Source organism: Stenotrophomonas sp. C9D9 (genome assembly GCF_056491205.1).
In genome coordinates, this window is the sequence record NZ_JBSZIF010000004.1 from 1,106,858 (window position 1) to 1,124,342 (window position 17,485).

The 17,485-nt window shown below is 67.5% G+C and carries 6 protein-coding genes and 8 pseudogenes; 7 read left to right on the forward strand and 7 right to left on the reverse strand.

Annotated elements, in window-relative coordinates:
- Positions 1-337 precede the first annotated feature (337 nt).
- The 4 genes and pseudogenes from ACXI0D_RS10570 to ACXI0D_RS10585 form a co-directional block, all read right to left on the reverse strand.
- The gene (locus ACXI0D_RS10570; protein WP_014035676.1) at positions 338-940 is read right to left on the reverse strand and encodes a response regulator transcription factor; all 603 of its coding nucleotides are present in this window, start codon (positions 938-940) and stop codon (positions 338-340) included.
- Positions 937-2,149, reverse strand: a pseudogene (locus ACXI0D_RS10575) (sensor histidine kinase). Before ACXI0D_RS10575 ends, ACXI0D_RS10570 begins: the two are co-directional and overlap by 4 nt.
- On the reverse strand, positions 2,146-2,559 hold the full coding sequence (locus ACXI0D_RS10580) for a hypothetical protein (RefSeq protein WP_479642561.1): 414 nt from the start codon (positions 2,557-2,559) through the stop codon (positions 2,146-2,148). The pseudogene ACXI0D_RS10575 and the gene ACXI0D_RS10580 overlap by 4 nt, the downstream one beginning before the upstream one ends.
- Before the next feature lie 364 nt (positions 2,560-2,923).
- Positions 2,924-3,824 (reverse strand): annotated as a pseudogene (locus ACXI0D_RS10585) (ABC transporter ATP-binding protein).
- Between the two features lie 202 nt (positions 3,825-4,026).
- On the opposite strand from ACXI0D_RS10585, the gene ACXI0D_RS10590 reads away from it, so the two are divergent.
- From ACXI0D_RS10590 to ACXI0D_RS10610, 5 genes and pseudogenes are all read left to right on the forward strand, one after another.
- The gene (locus ACXI0D_RS10590) at positions 4,027-5,271 is read left to right on the forward strand and encodes an efflux RND transporter periplasmic adaptor subunit (protein ID WP_479642562.1); all 1,245 of its coding nucleotides are present in this window, start codon (positions 4,027-4,029) and stop codon (positions 5,269-5,271) included.
- A 102-nt stretch (positions 5,272-5,373) separates the two neighbouring features.
- Positions 5,374-6,064, forward strand: a pseudogene (locus ACXI0D_RS10595) (ABC transporter ATP-binding protein).
- Between the two features lie 14 nt (positions 6,065-6,078).
- The gene (locus tag ACXI0D_RS10600; RefSeq protein WP_014035671.1) at positions 6,079-7,236 is read left to right on the forward strand and encodes an ABC transporter permease; all 1,158 of its coding nucleotides are present in this window, start codon (positions 6,079-6,081) and stop codon (positions 7,234-7,236) included.
- 13 nt (positions 7,237-7,249) lie between these two features.
- On the forward strand, positions 7,250-8,572 hold the full coding sequence (locus ACXI0D_RS10605; protein ID WP_119007294.1) for an ABC transporter permease: 1,323 nt from the start codon (positions 7,250-7,252) through the stop codon (positions 8,570-8,572).
- Between the two features lie 379 nt (positions 8,573-8,951).
- Positions 8,952-11,778 (forward strand): annotated as a pseudogene (locus tag ACXI0D_RS10610) (TonB-dependent receptor).
- A 158-nt stretch (positions 11,779-11,936) separates the two neighbouring features.
- Here the strand turns inward: ACXI0D_RS10610 and rarD are convergent.
- Positions 11,937-12,836, reverse strand: a complete 900-nt coding sequence (gene rarD / locus ACXI0D_RS10615; RefSeq protein WP_479642563.1) for an EamA family transporter RarD — start codon at positions 12,834-12,836, stop codon at positions 11,937-11,939.
- Positions 12,833-13,745, reverse strand: a pseudogene (yedA, locus tag ACXI0D_RS10620) (drug/metabolite exporter YedA). Before yedA ends, rarD begins: the two are co-directional and overlap by 4 nt.
- A 218-nt stretch (positions 13,746-13,963) precedes the next feature.
- Here yedA and ACXI0D_RS10625 point away from each other — a divergent pair.
- Both ACXI0D_RS10625 and ACXI0D_RS10630 read left to right on the forward strand, forming a co-directional pair.
- Positions 13,964-15,301: pseudogene (locus ACXI0D_RS10625) on the forward strand (MFS transporter).
- 67 nt (positions 15,302-15,368) lie between these two features.
- Positions 15,369-15,669: pseudogene (locus ACXI0D_RS10630) on the forward strand (hypothetical protein).
- 117 nt (positions 15,670-15,786) lie between these two features.
- On the opposite strand, the pseudogene ACXI0D_RS10635 reads toward ACXI0D_RS10630, so the two are convergent.
- Positions 15,787-17,435: pseudogene (locus ACXI0D_RS10635) on the reverse strand (M28 family metallopeptidase).
- Between the last annotated feature and the right edge of the window lie 50 nt (positions 17,436-17,485).

Consider the following 17,485-nt stretch of genomic DNA (forward strand, 5'->3'; position numbering starts at 1 on the left):
GCATCCACGCATGGCGTGGATCTACTGGGTGCAGCTGTGGCATTTGACCTTGGGTCCGCCTTGAGCGAGCCGAGCATCGCAGGGGAATCAGGGGCGAAGAGGCGCCGGTATTTGAGCGCAGCGAGTTCGGCGCCGTCCCCTGATTCACCGAGAAGCACAGGGCACCGGTGCGCAGCACCGGCTCGCGACCTGGCGGCGTGTTTCTTTGGTTACTTTCTTGATGGCGCACATCCATGTGCGCCACCCTACGGGCCGGCTGCGCCGTTCCACGCTGCTCCTGCAGCGCGGTGCACGAGCAAAGAAAGTGACACCTCTCCGCAGGCGCGGAAATGATCCGCTACAACCACCCCTTCTGCCGCGCCAACCGGTACGCCTCGATGCGATTGGCCACGCCCAGCTTGCCGATGCACTCGGACAGGTAATTGCGCACCGTGCCGTGCGACAGCCCCAGCTGCTCCGCGATCTCGCTGGCGGTGCGGCCCTCGCCCGCAAGCCGCAGCACGCGGCGCTCACGGTCGGTCAGCGGGTCGGCCTGCGACCACGCATCCAGTGCCAGTTGCGGGTCGATCGCGCGGATGCCCTGTTTCACCTTGCGCAGGGCGTCGGCCAGGTTCTCGGCCGGTGCATCCTTCAGCAGGTAGCCCAGCACGCCCGCCTCCAGCGCGCGGCGCAGGAAGCCGGCACGGGCGAAGGTGGTCACGATCACCACCTTGATCGGCAGTTCTTGGCGGGCGATGCGCTGCGCCAGTTCCAGACCGGACAAGCCGGGCATCTCGATGTCGGTGACCAGGATGTCCGGTTGCAGCTGCTGCAGCATCCGCCACGCGGTTTCGCCATCAGCGGCGCTGCCCAGCACCTCGATATCCGGCTCCAGGCCCAGCAGCGCCGACAGTGCGCCGCGCACCATGGCCTGGTCTTCGGCCAGCAGGATGCGGATCATGCGGCACCGTCCTGCGCCAACGACGTGGACGACAGCGGCGTGGTCGCGGCCATCAACGGCACGCGCACCGTCAGCACGGTGCCCGCCCCGCGCGGCGACTGCAGCGTCAGCTGGCCACCCAGTGCTGCGGCCCGCTCACGCATGCCGCACAGTCCATTGCCCTCGGCCTGCACGCCGCCACGGCCGTCATCGCGTATCTGCATCGCCAACTGTCGTTCCTCAAGCATGAAATCCACCTGTACCCGGGTCGCCTGCGCATGGCGCACGATGTTGGTTGCCGCCTCACGCAGCACCAGCGCCAGGCCACGTTCCACGTCCACCGGCATGGCAGGTGGCGTCGTGTACTGCAGATGTACCTGCTGGCATTCCAGCAGCAGGCGTGCCGATGCCAGTCGCCCGCCAGGTCGCTGGCGCGGATGCCGGTCACCGCACTGCGCACCTGTGCCAGCGCTTCGCGGGCGATGTCCTCGGCCTCGCCGATCTCCTGCCGGGCGCGCGCATCACCGCGGTCGTGCAGCTTGCGCGCCAGTTCCAGCTTCAACGTGATCAGCGACAGGGTATGGCCCAGCAGGTCGTGCAGGTCGCGGCCGATACGCTCGCGCTCGGCGGTGGTCGCCAGCCGCCGTACCTCATCCTGGGACAGCTGCAGTGCGACGTCGCGCTGCTGGCTCAGGGCCTCCACGTTCACCACCAGCCCGACGATGAACGAGACCGCCGGCATCCACACCATGGCCTGCCACGGATAACCGAAGTACAGCGCGGTGCCGCAGAACAGAAGGTTCAGCCCGGTGAGCTGCAGCAGGTACTGCCACCAGCCGCCGCGGCTGCTCATGCGGATCATCACGCAGCCGAACACGAAATAGCTCAGTCCCGAGGGATACCACGGCAGCAGTACCAGGGCCATCACGATCATGCCCAGCGCATAGCGCCATGCATGGTGCCGTGGCGCCAGCATCACCTTGGCGTAGAACAGCAGGAACAGCGGATAGCTGACCAGGGTCAGCAACAGCCAGCGCAGGGTGAGCGGTTCCCCAGCACCGGGGTGAGGAAGATCCATACCGACCACAGCAGGTGGATCGCACTGCTCCAGGGCGATTTGCCACGTCGCAGCAGCTCGGCCACCGCCGAATCCGGCGCGGGGCGCAGCAGGGAGGCAAGCCAGCTCGGCGGCATGGGAGGATCCAGGCGGGGACGATCGCTGCCGATCATGCCAGTTCAGCCGATCCGGCGCAGGCGGCGCCGTGCCAACAGCAGCGCCACCACCGTGACCGCCAGCAGCACCAGCAGGTGGCCGGCAGACTGCCGATGGATGGCAGCCCGACCACCGGCAACGCCAGCTGTGCCAGATCCAAGGTCGGCCACAGCGGTGCCATCGTCGAGAACACCGTGGGCAACGCCGACAGCGGCAGCCACAGGCCCGACAGCAGGGCCAGCGGCAGGTAGACCAGGTTGACCATCGCTGGCGCCGCACTGGCACTGACATGGCTGCCGATCAGCAGGCCGATCGCCCCCAGCGGCAGCGCCGCCAGTCCGGCCACCGCCAGCAGCTGCAGCACCTGCAGCGCGTGCAGCTGGACGCCACCGAACACGCGCGCCACGCCGATCAACAACGACGCCACCAGTTGCGAACATCATCGCCATGGCCAGCCGCGCCAGCAGCGGTGCCGCCGTTGGCATCGGCAGCGCGCGCTTGAGGGTCAGCAGGCCGCCTTCGCGGTCCAGCGCCAGCTGCACGCCGAAGCCGAACAGGGCCGGGGCCATCGCACCGAACACGCAGTAGGTGGCCAGAGATCATCGTGCGTGACCGCGCCAGCAGCACGCCGCGCCACAGCAGGTAGAACAACACCGGAACAGCGGCGCGAGGGCACCGCGAACGCTGGCGTGCGCCAGGCGCGGCGCAGTTCGGACACCAGTTCGGCACGGTAGGGGCGCAGTACCTGCCGCCACCAGGCAGCGGTTGCCCGGCGGAGCGGATCAGGGTGTTCATGCGGCCTCCCGGGTCATGTCGAGGAAGGCGTCGGCCAGCGCCGCGCCCTGGTACTTCCAGTTCGCGCAGCTGCGCATCGGCGGCCAGCAGGCGGGCCACCACCGGCTCGGCCGGGCTGGCCAGCAACTGCAGGTGTTCGCCGTCGCGCTGCACCTCCTGCACGCCCGGCCACTGCTGCACGTCCTCAATGGGCAACCCGCTGCGGCAACGAATCCGACGCGGCCGGTCGGCCAGGCGCAGCTCGCTCAGCAAGAGGGGCATCGGCCAATACCCGGCCCTGCTCCAGCACCACCACCTGCTGTGCCAGCGCTTCAGCTTCTTCCAGATAGTGGGTGGTCAGCAGCACGCCGCAGCCTTCGGCCACCAGCTGCCGGATCGCCTGCCACATCGCCTGCCGCGCCTGGATGTCCAGGCCGGTGGTGGGCTCGTCCAGGAACAGCACGCGCGGGCGGCCGCACAGCGCGATGGCGAACTGCACCGCGCGCTGCTGCCCCCGGACAGCTGGCCGTAGCGACGGCGCGCCAGTGCCTGCAGGCCAGCGCGCTGCAGCACCTCCTGCAGCGGCATCGGGTCGGGGTAGCAGGCGCTGGCCTGCGCCACCAGTTCGTCCACCTGCAGCATCGGTGGCAGGCTGGTGCTCTGCAGCATCACGCCCAGGCCGATACGGCTGGCGCGCTGCTGCGGGTCACCGCCGAGCAGCTCGACCTGGCCGGCATCGGCGCGACGCAGGCCCAACAGCACGCTGATCGCGGTACTCTTGCCGGCACCGTTGCGGCCCAGCAATGCCAGCACCTGGCCAGCGCGGACCTGCAGGTCGATGCCCTGCAGGGCGGTATGGTCGCGGTAGCGCACCTGGACCTGCTGCAGGCGGGCCAGCGACGGGGCGATCGGATCCATGGGCGGTACCGGTAGCGGGGACGTTGCCATCCTGTGCCGCCGTGGTCACGTTTCGCAGTTGCCGCCGTCAGTGTCATCGGGTGACAGCTGTCACTGCCGTCATCGCTGTGCCTGTCTTCATGCTGTGCCGCACGCTCCACCGCCGGAACCGCCGCCGTCCGCTCTTCCGGCCACACCCGCCCGAACGCCTGTGATGGAACGAATGAACGCTTCTGCCGAGCTGTTGAAGGAACTCCGTATCGACCGCAAGTCGCCCGCCGCCTCCGGAGGCAATGGTGGTGGCCGCCGCTGGTTGTGGATCGCGATCATCGTGGTCGTGCTGCTGATCGCCGCGGCCGTGGCCTTCCTGTTCGGTCGCGCACCGGCCGTGGAGGTGGAAACCGCCCCCGCCGTGGCCATCCAGCAGGGCAGCGCCAGCAGCTCGGTGCTCGACGCCAGCGGCTATGTGGTGGCCCGTCGCATGGCCACGGTGTCGGCCAAGATCACCGGCAAGGTGCGTGAAGTGATGATCGAGGAAGGCATGCGGGTCGAGGCCGGCCAGGTGATGGCCACGCTGGACCCGATCGATGCGGACGCGCAGCGCAGCCTGTACGCCTCGCAGCTGCAGGCTGCACGCAGCCAGGTCGCCGGGCTGGAGGCCCAGCAGAAGCAGGCCGCCGCCGAAGCCAGCCGCCTGCAGGCGCTGGTCGGCCAGCAGCTGGTGTCGCGCTCGCAGTACGACCAGGCCGTGGCCCAGCGCGACAGCCTCCGTGCGCAGCTGGATACCGCACAGCGCAACGTCAAGGTTGCCCACGACCAGCTGGCCATCGCCGACCTCGGCGTGGACAACAACGTGGTGCGCGCGCCGTTCTCCGGCGTGGTCACCGCCAAGGCCGCGCAACCGGGTGAAATCGTCTCGCCGCTGTCGGCCGGCGGCGGCTTCACCCGTACCGGCATCGGCACCATCGTCGACATGGACTCGCTGGAGATCGAAGTCGAGGTCGGCGAGGCCTTCATCGGCCGCGTGCAGCCGAAGATGCCGGTGGAAGCCACGCTCAACGCCTATCCGGAATGGAAGATTCCCGGCGAGGTGATCGCCATCATCCCCACCGCCGACCGCGGCAAGGCCACGGTGAAGGTGCGCGTGGCGCTGAAGGTGAAAGACCCGCGCATCGTGCCGGAGATGGGCGTGCGGGTCAGCTTCCTGGAACAGGCGCAGCCGCAGGCGGCCGCCAAGCCGCAGGGCGTGCGCGTGCCGGCGGGCGCCGTTGTGCAGCGCGAGGGCGCCTCGGTGGCCTTCGTGCTGGGTGACGAGAGCCGCGTGCAGCAGCGCGCGGTCGAGGCCGGCCAGGCGATGGGCAAGGACCGCCAGATCCTCAAGGGCGTGAGCGCGGGTGAATCGGTGGTGGTGAACCCGCCGGACACGCTGCGTGATGGCACCAAGGTGCAACAGAAACAAGCGCAGTAACGGCCTGGCGCCCACGGGCGCCGCCGGCAGCACCGCTCGACGCACGCCTGCGGCCCCCGCCGTGGCGCTTCCCCGTTTCCCGCCTTCAGTGGAGAACCACCCATGTCGACCTTGGTTTCACTGCGCAACATCACCAAGACCTACCAGCGTGGCCCCGAGAAAGTGCAGGTGCTGCACGGCATCGACCTGGACATCGCCAGCGGCGACTTCGTCGCGCTGATGGGGCCGTCCGGGCTCGGGCAAGACCACCCTGCTCAACCTGATCGGTGGCCTGGACAACCCCAGCGGCGGCGAGATCAGCATCGAAGGCGAGCGCATCGACCAGATGAGCGGCGGCCAGCTGTCGACCTGGCGCAGCCACCACGTTGGCTTCGTGTTCCAGTTCTACAACCTGATGCCGATGCTGACCGCACAGAAGAACGTGGAGCTGCCGCTGCTGCTGACCCACCTCAATGCCGCGCAGCGCCGCCGCAACGCGGAGATCGCGCTGACCCTGGTCGGCCTGGCCGACCGCCGCAGCCACCGCCCGAATGAACTGTCCGGCGGCCAGCAGCAGCGCGTGGCGATCGCGCGGGCGATCGTCTCCGACCCGACCTTCCTGATCTGCGACGAACCCACCGGCGACCTCGACCGCCAGTCCGCCGAAGAGATCCTCGGCCTGCTGCAGCAGCTCAACCGCGAGCACGGCAAGACCATCATCATGGTCACCCATGACCCGAAGGCCGCCGAGTACGCCACGCACACGGTGCACCTGGACAAGGGCGAGCTGGCCGACGCGCCGCTGGCCCACTGACGGAGGCCACGGCGATGAAATACTTCTCGTTGGTGTGGGCGCAGCTATTCCGCAGCCGAACCCGCACGTTGTTGACCCTGCTCTCCGTGGTCGCGGCGTTCCTGCTGTTCGGCATGCTCGATTCGGTGCGCGTGGCATTCACCTCCGGCGGCAGCGTGGAAGGTGCCAACCGGCTGGTCGTGGCTTCGCGGCTGTCGATCACCCAGTCGCTGCCGATCCGCCTGGAAGCCCAGGTGCGGCAGGTGGCCGGCGTGCGCGACGTGGCCTATGGCATGTGGTTCGGCGGCATCTACCAGGACCCGAAGAACTTCTTCCCGAACTTCTCGGTGTCACCCAACTACTTCGATGTCTACCGCGAGCTGCAGATCGACCCGGCACAGCTGGAAGACTGGAAGCAGACCCGCACCGGCGCCATCGTCGGCGAAACCCTGGCCAAGCAGTTCGGCTGGAAGATCGGCGACACCATCCCGCTGCAGGCAACGATCTTCCCGCGTGGCGGCAGCAACGACTGGCCGCTGGTGCTCAAGGGCATCTACCGCTCCAAGGACCGTGCATTGGCCGCCAACGAAGAACGCCAATTGATGATGAACTGGAAGTACTTCGATGAATCCAACGACTACATCAAGAACCAGGTGAGCTGGTACACGGTGACGCTGGACAACCCGGACCACTCCTCGCGGGTGGCGCAGGCGATCGACGCGATTTCGGCCAACTCGGACCACGAAACCAAGACCCAGACCGAGTCGGCGTTCCAGCAGGCCTTCGTCAAGCAGTTCGCGGATATCGGCATGATCGTCACCTCGATCATGGGCGCGGTGTTCTTCACCCTGCTGCTGTTGACCGGCAACACCATGGCGCAGGCCGTGCGCGAGCGCGTGCCGGAGCTGGCCACGTTGAAGACGCTGGGCTTCAAGGACAGCACCGTGCTGACCCTGGTGATGGTGGAGTCGGTGCTGCTGATCGGCCTGGGTGGCCTGATCGGCATGGGCCTGGCCGCCCTGATCCTGCCGGCCATCGGCCCGAAGAGCATGGGCATGCTGCCGCCGCACGTGCCGACGCCGACCTGGCTGATGGGGCTGGGCCTGATCGTGGTGATCGGCATCATCGTCGGCCTGTTGCCGGCGCTGCGTGCCAAGCGCCTGAAGATCGTCGACGCACTGGCCGGCCGCTGAGGAGAACACAGACATGTTCAAGAGCAAACTCAAGAAGTGGCTGGGCAACGGCGTGACGGTGCTGCTGCTGGTGATCGGCCTGGTGCTGTGGATCAGCCTGCCGTGGATCGGCGTGCTGGCCGTGGCCGTGCTGGTGGCACTGTGGCTGCTGCTGACCCGCGGTGGGCGACTGGCGCTGGCCGCCACCCGCATCGGCGTGGCCAGCCTCCCGCAGCGCTGGGGCGCCTCCTCGGTGATCGTGGTCGGCATCGCCGGCGTGGTCGGCGTGCTGGTGGCGATGCTGGCGATGGGCGAAGGCTTCCAGGCCACGCTCAACAACACCGGCGATGACACCACTGCCATCGTGCTGCGCGGTGGCTCGCAGGCCGAGACCAACTCGGTGATCACCCGCGAGCAGGTACCGATGCTGTCCACCCTGCCCGGCATCAGCCGCGATGCGCAGGGCCGGCCGCTGCTCTCGCCGGAGCTATCGCAGGTGGTCAACCTGGTGTCGAAGTCCGATGGCACCGACGTCAATGCGCAGTTTCGCGGCGTCGGCCCACAGGCGTGGGCGGTGCATGACAAGGTCAAGATCGTCGAGGGCCGCAAGTTCGCCACCGGCCTGCGCGAGATCGTGGTCGGCCAGGGCGCCAAGGGCCAGTTCCGCGATATGGACGTCGGCAAGACGCTGACTCTGGGCAACCAGACCTGGACCGTGGTGGGAGTGTTCGCCACCGGTGATGCGCATGATTCGGAACTGTGGACCGACGCCGATACGCTGGCCACCACCTACCAGCGCAGCGCCTGGCAGTCAATCAGCGTGCGCACCGATGGCAAGCCCGGCTTCGAGCAGTTCAAGACGGCCGTCGCCGCCGACCCGCGCCTGAAACTGGACGTGGAAACCACCCGCGTCTACTACAGCAAGCAGGGCGGCGGCCTCACCAAGCTGATCGACATCCTCGGCAAGGTGATCGGCACGATCATGGCGGTGGGTGCGGTGTTCGGCGCCCTCAACACCATGTATGCAGCGGTGGCCACGCGTGCGCGTGAGATCGCCACCATGCGTGCGATCGGCTTCCGCGGCCTGCCGGTAGTGACGGCGGTGATGCTGGAGACGATGCTTCTGGCCCTGCTCGGCGGCCTGCTGGGGTGTGCGGTGGCATGGCTGCTGTTCAATGGCTACAGCGTGTCCACCATCGGCAGCAATTTCAGCGCGGTGGTGTTCAAGTTCCACGTATCGCCGGAACTGCTGTGGACCGGCTTGAAATGGGCATTGGGCATCGGCCTGGTCGGCGGCCTGTTCCCGGCGCTGCGCGCGGCACGTTTGCCGATCACCACAGCGCTGCGCGAAACCTGAGCATCAAGCAGCGACAGACTGCGCATCACGCAGGGGGACGGAGCGAAAGCGCCGTCCCTTTTTCGTTGGCGGGGTCAGATCCCGGTGCAGTAGATCCACGCCATGCGTGGATGGATGCATGCGTACATGCGCTGCTACAGATTGCAGGAATTCCGCCGCTATCGATGCCTCTGCCCATCGCAAACGCAGCGCGCGTGACGCTGCGCACAGCGCATCTGTGGATTGTTGGTTGCGATTCATTTTCGCGCACTTCCAACGGCGTCGAGACAAACAGTTACGAATGGAAACATTCTAGAATCGCGCCCCCCACGTTGGTTTGCAGCACCCCACGCGCCCATAGAACGGGCGCTTGTTTTTACTGAAACACGAGATTTCACGGATGTCCCTGAAAACCAATCCGCTGCGCAACGCGATCGTCATCGCGCTGGCCGCCAGCTGCACCACCCCCGCCTTCGCACAGAGCGCCGGCGATACCCCGACCAACCTCGACCGCATCGAAATCACCGGCTCGCGCATCCGCCAGGCCAGTGTCGAAACCGCACAGCCGGTGGTCGCGCTCAACCGCGCCGAGATCGAGAAGAAGGGCTACGTCAACGTCGCCGACATCCTGCAGGACATTCCTGCCGCCGGTGCGCCGAGCATGAGCCGCGCGTCTTCGCTGACCTCTTCGCGCGATTTCGGCGGCATGTACGTCAGCCTGCGCAACCTGGGTCCGGAACGCAGCCTGGTGCTGATCGACGGCCGTCGCATGGGTGTCAGCGCCGGCGGTTACTCCGACCTGGCCTCGATCCCGTCGTCCATCGTCGAGCGCGTGGAAGTGCTGACCGACGGCGCCTCCGCGCTGTACGGCTCCGATGCCATCGCCGGCGTGGTCAACATCATCACCCGCAAGAATTTCGATGGTGGCGAAGCCAGCGTCTATGTCGGCCAGTACGGCCAGGGTGACGGCCAGAAGCGCGCCTACAGCGCGACCTTCGGCAAGACCTTCGAGCGCGGCTGGTTCAGCGTGGGCGCCGAGCGCACCAAGGAAGACGAGGTGCTGGGCAAGGACCGCGAGTTCAGCCGTTACACCAACGGCCCGCGCCACCCCAACGATGGCCTCAACGGCAACACCCCGTGGGGCTACGTCACCGTCGGTGGCAAGAACCTGACCGTGGGCCCGGGCGGCGACCCGAGCAAGGCCGGCAACTTCCATGCGCCGGATCCGGCCGACGGTGCCAACACCAAGTCGAACATGAGCCTGCTGACCGGCCTGGAACGCACCTCGGTGTTCGCCAACGGTGGCTTCTCGATCACCGACAACCTGCGCATCGTCGCCGACGCGCTGTACAGCAAGCGCGAGTCGACCAAGCACCTGGCCGGCTACCCGTACTCGGTCAGCGCCGCACAGGCCCGCAATGGCAGCCGTGCTGCCCTGTCCAAGGACAGCGCGTTCAACCTGTGGGGCCAGGATGCGCTGTTCGCGCACCGCACCGAGGAACTGCCGCGCGGCACCGAGAACAACCTGGAAACCAAGCGCGCCAGCATCGGCCTGGAAGGCAGCTTCGAAACCGGTTCGCGGTACTGGGACTGGAACGTCAACTACATGTACAACCGCAACGAAGGCGAGCGCATCGGTACCGGCAGCATGTACCAGCCGCACGTCAACCTGGCCGTCGGCCCGTCCTTCATGGACGGCAACGTGGCCCGCTGCGGTGCGCCGGGCGCAGTGATCGCCGGCTGCGTGCCGTGGAACCCGGCCGCCCCGATGGGTTACACCGGCCCGGGCTCGCTGAGCAACCAGGACGTGCAGGACTACCTGTTCACCCGCTTCGTCGACAAGATGCAGAGCACCACCAAGGTCGCCAGCGGCAACATCTCCGGTTCGCTGTTCACCCTGCCGGCCGGCGACATCCTGGCCGCGATGGGCTTCGAGCACCGCAGTGAAGAAGCCAGCTACACCCCGGACACGATGGTGCAGAAGGGCGAGATCGCCGGCACCAGCGGCCAGCCGACGCGTGGCAACTACTCGCTCAACGAGGTCTACCTGGAGCTGCAGGTGCCGCTGCTGGCCGACCTGCCGTTCGCCCGCGAACTGTCGCTGGACATGGCCGGTCGCTACTCGGACTACAACAACTTCGGTTCGACCACCAACAGCAAGTTCGGCCTGAAGTGGAAGCCGATCGACAGCCTGCTGGTGCGCGCCACCTACGGCACCGGCTTCCGTGCGCCGACCGTGGATGACCTGTACGGCGGCACCGTCAGCAGCCGCGACTCGTTCACCGACCCGTGCGATACCTCCTTCGGTACCGCCGCCAGCAGCCCGACCGTTGCTGCCCGTTGCCAGGCGCTGAAGGTGCCGGCCGAACTTCCGCCAGCTCAACAGCGATGGCAGCGTGGCCACCAAGCCCGGCCAGCAGGCCACCACCGATTTCAGCTCGGGTTCCAACCCGAACCTGAAGCCGGAAACCGCCAAGACCTGGACCGTGGGCCTGGTCTACAGCCCGGACTTCGTGCAGGGCCTGGACGTCAGCCTGGACTGGTGGAAGATCCGCATCGACAACGCCATCGTCGGTGAGTCGGCCACCAACATCCTGGAACAGTGCTACGTGCAGGGTTCGGATGCCGCCTGCGGCCGCTTCACCCGTGGCAGCAACGGCCAGGTCAACGCGCTGGACCGCTCGCTGGTCAACGCGGGCTACCGCGAAACCGCCGGCTATGACATCAACGTGCGCTACCGCCTGCCGGACACCGTTTCGGCAAGTTCGCCGTCAACTGGAACACCACCTACACCGACTACCTGGAGCAGCGCAACGACAGCGCCGCCACCACCCCGGTGGAACAGCGTACCGGTTGGGCGGGTGACTTCCGCGTGCGCTCCACCTTCAACCTGGATTGGCAGTACGGCGACCTCGGCATCGGCTGGACCGCGCGCTACTACTCCAGCATGAAGGAGAAGTGCTCGTACATGGACGAGTGCAACATGCCGGGCTTCAACTCGTCGTACACCAGCGCATCGCCGACCAACAAGGTGGGCTCCAACACCTTCCACGACCTGCAGGTGCGTTACAGCCTGCGGTGGGATGGCACCGTGTCGCTGGGCGTGAACAACGTGTTCAACCACCCAGGGTCCGATCATGTACAGCCAGCCGAACAGCAGCTTCACCTACTACGGTGGCTTCGACATCGGCCGCTTCATGTACATGAAGTACCAGCAGCGCTTCTAAGCCTGCAACCGCGTCCCACCACGGCCATCCCTCTCTCCTGGCCGTGGATGGAAGCAGAACGGCGCCCCTCGGGGCGCCGTTCTTTTTTCGGGAAGCGGGGTCGGATCCCTTCGCCCCGCGAAGGGCTCTGACCCCCGTTCCATGCGACCCCGCCCCGGTCAGCGCCTCGCGGCGCGCATCGTGCGGATGTTGTCGCCGACAAACAGCACCAGGCCGGCCCAGATCGCGGCAAAGCCGATCGCCTTGGCGGTGTCGAACGCTTCGTGGAAGAAGAACACGCCCAGCAGCAGCTGCAGGCTCGGCGCGATGTACTGCAGGATGCCGACCAGCGACAGCGGAATGCGCTTCACGCCGTAGGCGAAGCCGATCAGCGGCACGGCGGTGACGGCGCCGCCGAAGATCAGCAGCAGGTCGTTGCGCCAGCCCCAACCATGGAAGAACGCACCGCCATGGCCGTTCTCGGCCCAGATCGCGAAGGCCAGCGCCGGCAGGAACAGGTACATGCTTTCCACGCCCAGGCCGGCCACCGGGTCGACCGAAACCAGCTTGCGCAGCAGGCCATACAGGCCGAACGAACAGGCCAGGCCCAGCGCGATCCACGGCGGTGTGCCGGCATCGATGGTCAGCCAGGCCACGCCCACCGCCGCCATCGCCACCGCCACCCACTGCAGCCGGCGCAGGCGTTCCTTCAGCACCAGCACGCCCAGCAGCACGTTCACCAGCGGGTTGATGAAGTAGCCCAGGCTGGTCTCGATGACATGGCCGGCGTTGACCGCCCAGATGTACAGGCCCCAGTTGAAGGCGATGGTCAGGCTCGACACCAGCAGGATCGGCAGCGCGCGCGGCTGCGCGGCGATCTTCTTCCACCAGCCCAGGCGCGAGCTGATCAGCAGCCAGCCCAGCACCAGCACGGTGCTCCAGATGATGCGGTGGGCGATGATCTGGAACGAAGGCACCTCGTTGAGCAGATGCCAGTACACCGGCACCAGGCCCCAGATCACGAAGGTGGACGCGGTGACCAGCAGGCCCCGGCGTTGTTCTTTCTCGTCCATGCTCATTTCTTTCTCGTCCTTGCCATCGTCAGCACCACCACACCCAGAAGAATCACCGCCATCGCCAGCAGGTCGCGCCAGCCGAAGCGTTCACCGTTGAGCAGTGCGCCCAGCAGCACCGCGATCACCGGATTGACGTACGCGTAGCTGCCCGCGAGCGCCGGGCGCACGTTCTGCAGCAGCCACACGTAGGCGGTGAACGCGACGATGGAGCCGAACACGCACAGGTAGGCCATCGCCAGCAGGCCGCCGGTGTCCGGCAGCGTGGTCGGGCGCTCGCCGACCGCCAGGCCGATCAGCACCAGCAGCACGCCGCCGCAGATCATCTGCCCGGCCGCGGTCATGAACGGGCCCGGCAGGTCCAGCCCGCGTGCCCAGCACCGAACCGAACGCCCAGCCGATCGGCGCGATCAGCAGCAGCACCAGCCCGGTCGGCGAGGCGGTCAGGCTGCTGCCGGCGTTGAGCCAGACCACGCCCAGGAAGCCGATGGCGATGCCCAGCCACTCACCGCGGCTGGCATGCTGCCCGCGCAGTGCCGAGAACAGCGCCATCCACAGCGGCACCGAGGCCACCGCCGTAGCGGCCAGGCCCGAAGACACCTCGCGCTCGGCCAGCACCACCATGCCGTTGCCCAGCACCAGCATGGTCACGCCCATCACCACCAGGTTGCGCCACTGCCGCAGGGTCGGATTTGGCATCTTCCAGAACAGCCGCAGCGCCGCGAACATCACCCCGCCGGCAATGATGAAGCGGCTGCCGGAGACCATCGTCAGCGGCAGTGCGCCGCCGTGCAGGGCCTTGGCGATGCCCAGGTAGGTCGAACCCCAGACCACGTAGACCAGCAGCAGTGCCAGCGCGACAAGGCCACCCCGGGGGGCAGCCGCAGGACGAAGAAGGGGGAGCCGACATGACACACCAGGGAGCCGGGGGAAGGCGGATTCTAGGACGTTTTGAGTATGGTCCGTGACCCCAGACGGTGGCACGCTGTCATCCATCCATGCACCCTGCTCTGGTCTGCTACCCCGTGTTGACGGTCGATGCAGTACCAAGAGGGCTGCCCGGCCGCGCCGCCCCAAGGCCGGGCGCCGTTTTCCCTGCGCACGGACGCGCCGCATCGAGGATTCCCACCCAGATGAGCACCACGTCCCAACCTGCTGTCCCCGCGAACGACCGCGCCGCCCTGCGGCGGTCGATCTCCAATACCCTCAAAGGCTCCGCCGGCAACCTGGTGGAGTGGTACGACGTCTACGTGTACTCGGTGTTCGCCGTGTACTTCAGATCGCAGTTCTTCTCGCCCGACGACAAGAACTCCACGATGTACGTGTGGGCGATCTTCGCGGCGACCTTCCTGATGCGCCCGATCGGCGCCTGGTTCTTCGGCCGCTTCGCCGACCGCCATGGCCGCCGCCTGGCACTGACCGTGTCGGTCACGCTGATGGCGCTGTGTTCGTTCCTGATCGCCATCACCCCCACCGCCGCCAGCATCGGCATCTGGGCCGCGGTCATCCTGCTGTTCGCACGCCTGCTGCAGGGCTTCGCCACCGGTGGCGAATATGGTGCCAGCGCGACCTACATGTCCGAAGCCGCCATTCCCGGCCGCCGCGGCTTCCTGTCCTCCTTCCACTACGTCACCCTGGTTGGCGGCCACGTGCTGGCCCAGCTGACCCTGCTGCTGATGCTGACCTTCTGGGGCAAGCCGGAAATGTCCGAATGGGGCCGGCGCATCGCCTTCGGCATGGGCGGCATCGCCGCGGTGGTGGTGTTCTGGCTGCGCCGGGGCATGGACGAGTCGCTGTCGGAGTCGTCGATCGAGGCCGCGCGCGAGGGCAAGGCACAGAAGTCTGCGGTTCGATGTACGAACTGTTCGTGCACCAGTGGCGGCCGCTGCTGCTGTGCTTCCTGATCACCGCGGGCGGCACCAGTGGCCTTCTACACCTACTCGGTGAACGGCCCGAAGATGATCCAGAGCGCCTTCGCCGGCAACGACCCGATGACCGGCACCCTGATCAACCTGGGCGTGCTGGCCTTCCTCATGGTGCTGCAGCCGGTCGGTGGCTGGCTGTCGGACATCATCGGCCGCAAGACCCTGCTGGTGTTCTTCGGCGTCGGCGGCGTGCTGTACAGCTGGTACCTGATCACCCAGCTGCCGCACCAGCATGACGCCACCCTGGCCTTCCTGACCCTGGCCATGGCGTTCGTCATCCTCACCGGTTACACCTCCATCAACGCGGTGGTGAAGGCCGAACTGTTCCCCACCCACGTGCGTGCACTGGGCGTGGGCCTGGGCTATGCGCTGGCCAACTCGCTGTTCGGCAGCACCGCCCCGCTGCTGTACCAGGGCGCGCTGAAGACCGGCCACGTCGACTGGTTCGCCATCTACGTGACCGCGACGATCGCGGTATCGTTGGTGGTCTATGTGTTCTTCCTCACCAACAAGGGCCCGAACTGGCTCGACAGCACCCGCAAGTGAGCGCGTCGTCATGATCGCGGTCACCGGTGCAATGCCGGTGGCCGCTGCGTCTCCCGCCTCGCCGCTGATGTGGATCGCGGCGACGCTGGCCGCAGCCACGGCACTGGCCGTGGCTGCTGCGCCGCCCCAACGCGCAGGCCGCGTGGCCGCGCATCGGGTTTGGGGTTGCCCTGCTGGTGTTCTGCGTCGCGCTGGTGCTTCAACTGGCGGTGGACCTGGGCAGCGGCCACAGCTCGCTGCAACTGCGCCTGCATCGCGGCATCAATGCAGGGCCGCCGGTGGGACTGCGCACGATGGTGGCCTGCTATCTGGCCGCGCTCGCCGCCAGTGGCTGGGGCGCGTGGAAGCTGCTGCGCCAGCGACGGTAGTGCCGGCCGCTGGCCGGCAACTCCACCGCCTCTCTTTCGGTAGTGCCGGCCGCTGGCCGGCAACCTCATGAACCTTCGGAAAGAGCTGGGCGTTGCCGGCCAGCGGCCGGCACGACCTCAACGGCGGGCCGCTTCGCTCTTGTCGCGCGCACCGCGGAACTCCGATTCCTTTTCCCACGTCGGCCAACGGCGGCTGTTGGCCAGCTCGGCGCCCAGGTCGTAGACCAGCAGGGTGTCGGCGGCGTGGCCACTCGGGTCCCAGCTTGGCGTCCACGCATCGCAGGCCTGGTGGTAGCAATCGGCGAAGTACTTCTCGCGCAGCGCGCGGCCGGCTTCAACCCCACCGTCCAGCTTGTCCAGGCCCGGGCCAATGGTGATCGCCGGCACGCCCAGGCGGGCGAAGGCGAAATGGTCGGCGCGGTCGAAGAAGCCAGCTTCCAGGTTCGGGTCCGGGCTGTAGCTGCGGCCACGGGCCTTGGCCACGCGTTCCAGGTCGCCTTCCAGCGAGACCCGGCCCTTGCCCCACGACGCGATGTCGCGGGTCGGGCCATCCGGGCTGAACATCTCGATGTTCAGCACCGCGGCGGTCTTGTCCAACGGCGCCAGCGGGTGCGCGGCGTAGTAGCTGGCACCCAGCAGGCCCTTCTCTTCGGCGGTCAGCGCCACGAAGTACAGCGTGCGCTGCGGCTGCGGACCGGCAGCGAACACCCGGCCCAGTTCCAGCACCGTGGCCACGCCGGTGGTTGTCGATCGCGCCGCGGCGGATGCGGTCACCCTTGGCGTCGGGCTGGCCGATACCGAACGCATCCCAGTGCGCGGAGAAGATCACCGCCTCGTCGCCATGCTCGCCACCGGGCAGCTTGGCCACCACGTTGCGGGTCACCACCTGCTCGCGCTTCAGCGCGAAATCCACGCTCAGCGTGGCGTTGTCCAACGCCACCGGGCGGAAGTCGGCGCGCATCGCCTTGCGCTTCTCCGCATCGAAGTCGAGGCCGGCGTCGGCGAAGATCGCCTCGGCCAGCTCGCGCTGCATCCAGCCACGCAGCGGGGTGTGCTGGGCCATCGCCTCGGCCTGGCCGCGCTCGATGTCGAACAGCGGCGAAGTACCCGAGCTCTTCACCGTGGCCCAGCCATAGGCGGCCGGCGCGGTCTCGTGCCGATCAGCACGCCTTCGGCACCCCGGCGCGCGGCTTCCTCGAACTTGTAGGTCCAGCGGCCGTAATAGGTCACCGCCTTGCCGTCGAACGCGCCCGGTGCATCGGCTTCGAAATCGGCATCGTTGATCAGTACCACGGCGATCTTGCCGTGCAGGTCCACGTCCTTGTAGTCGTTCCAGTGGCGTTCCGGCGCGTCGATGCCGTAGCCGACGAACACCAGCGGCGCGTCCTTGTCTGCACGCGCTTGCGCGGCTGCAGGCTCTGCAGGGTCACGTCCACGCCATTGGCCAGCGCACGCTTGCCCTGCTTCAGCGACAGGCTGGCCTTGGCCGCGCCGTCCAGCTGCGCGCGCACCAGCGGCACCGGCTGCACCCAGCTGCCATCCACGCCGCCCGGCTGCAGGCCATAGCTGCGGAACTGCTCGATCAGGTACTGCACCGTGCGCTCTTCGCCCTCGGTGGCCGGCGCGCGGCCCTCGAATTCATCCGACGCCAGCACGCGCACATGGCGCGACAGTGCCTGCGGATCGATGCCGCCGCCCGGCAGGTCGTTGGCCGCATGGGCCAGGCCACCGACGAACAGGCAGGACGACAGCAGCAACACGCGCATCGGATTCACGGCAGTACCACGGCTAGCTTGGAAGTCACCAGAGTGTAACG

Coding starts and splice junctions, on each gene's coding strand:
- ACXI0D_RS10600 (WP_014035671.1), top strand. CDS start 6,079: ATGAAATACTTCTCGTTGGTGTGGGCGCAGCTATTCCGCAGCCGAACC.
- ACXI0D_RS10590 (WP_479642562.1), top strand. CDS start 4,027: ATGAACGCTTCTGCCGAGCTGTTGAAGGAACTCCGTATCGACCGCAAG.
- ACXI0D_RS10605 (WP_119007294.1), top strand. CDS start 7,250: ATGTTCAAGAGCAAACTCAAGAAGTGGCTGGGCAACGGCGTGACGGTG.
- rarD (WP_479642563.1), bottom strand. CDS start 12,836: ATGAGCATGGACGAGAAAGAACAACGCCGGGGCCTGCTGGTCACCGCG.
- ACXI0D_RS10570 (WP_014035676.1), bottom strand. CDS start 940: ATGATCCGCATCCTGCTGGCCGAAGACCAGGCCATGGTGCGCGGCGCA.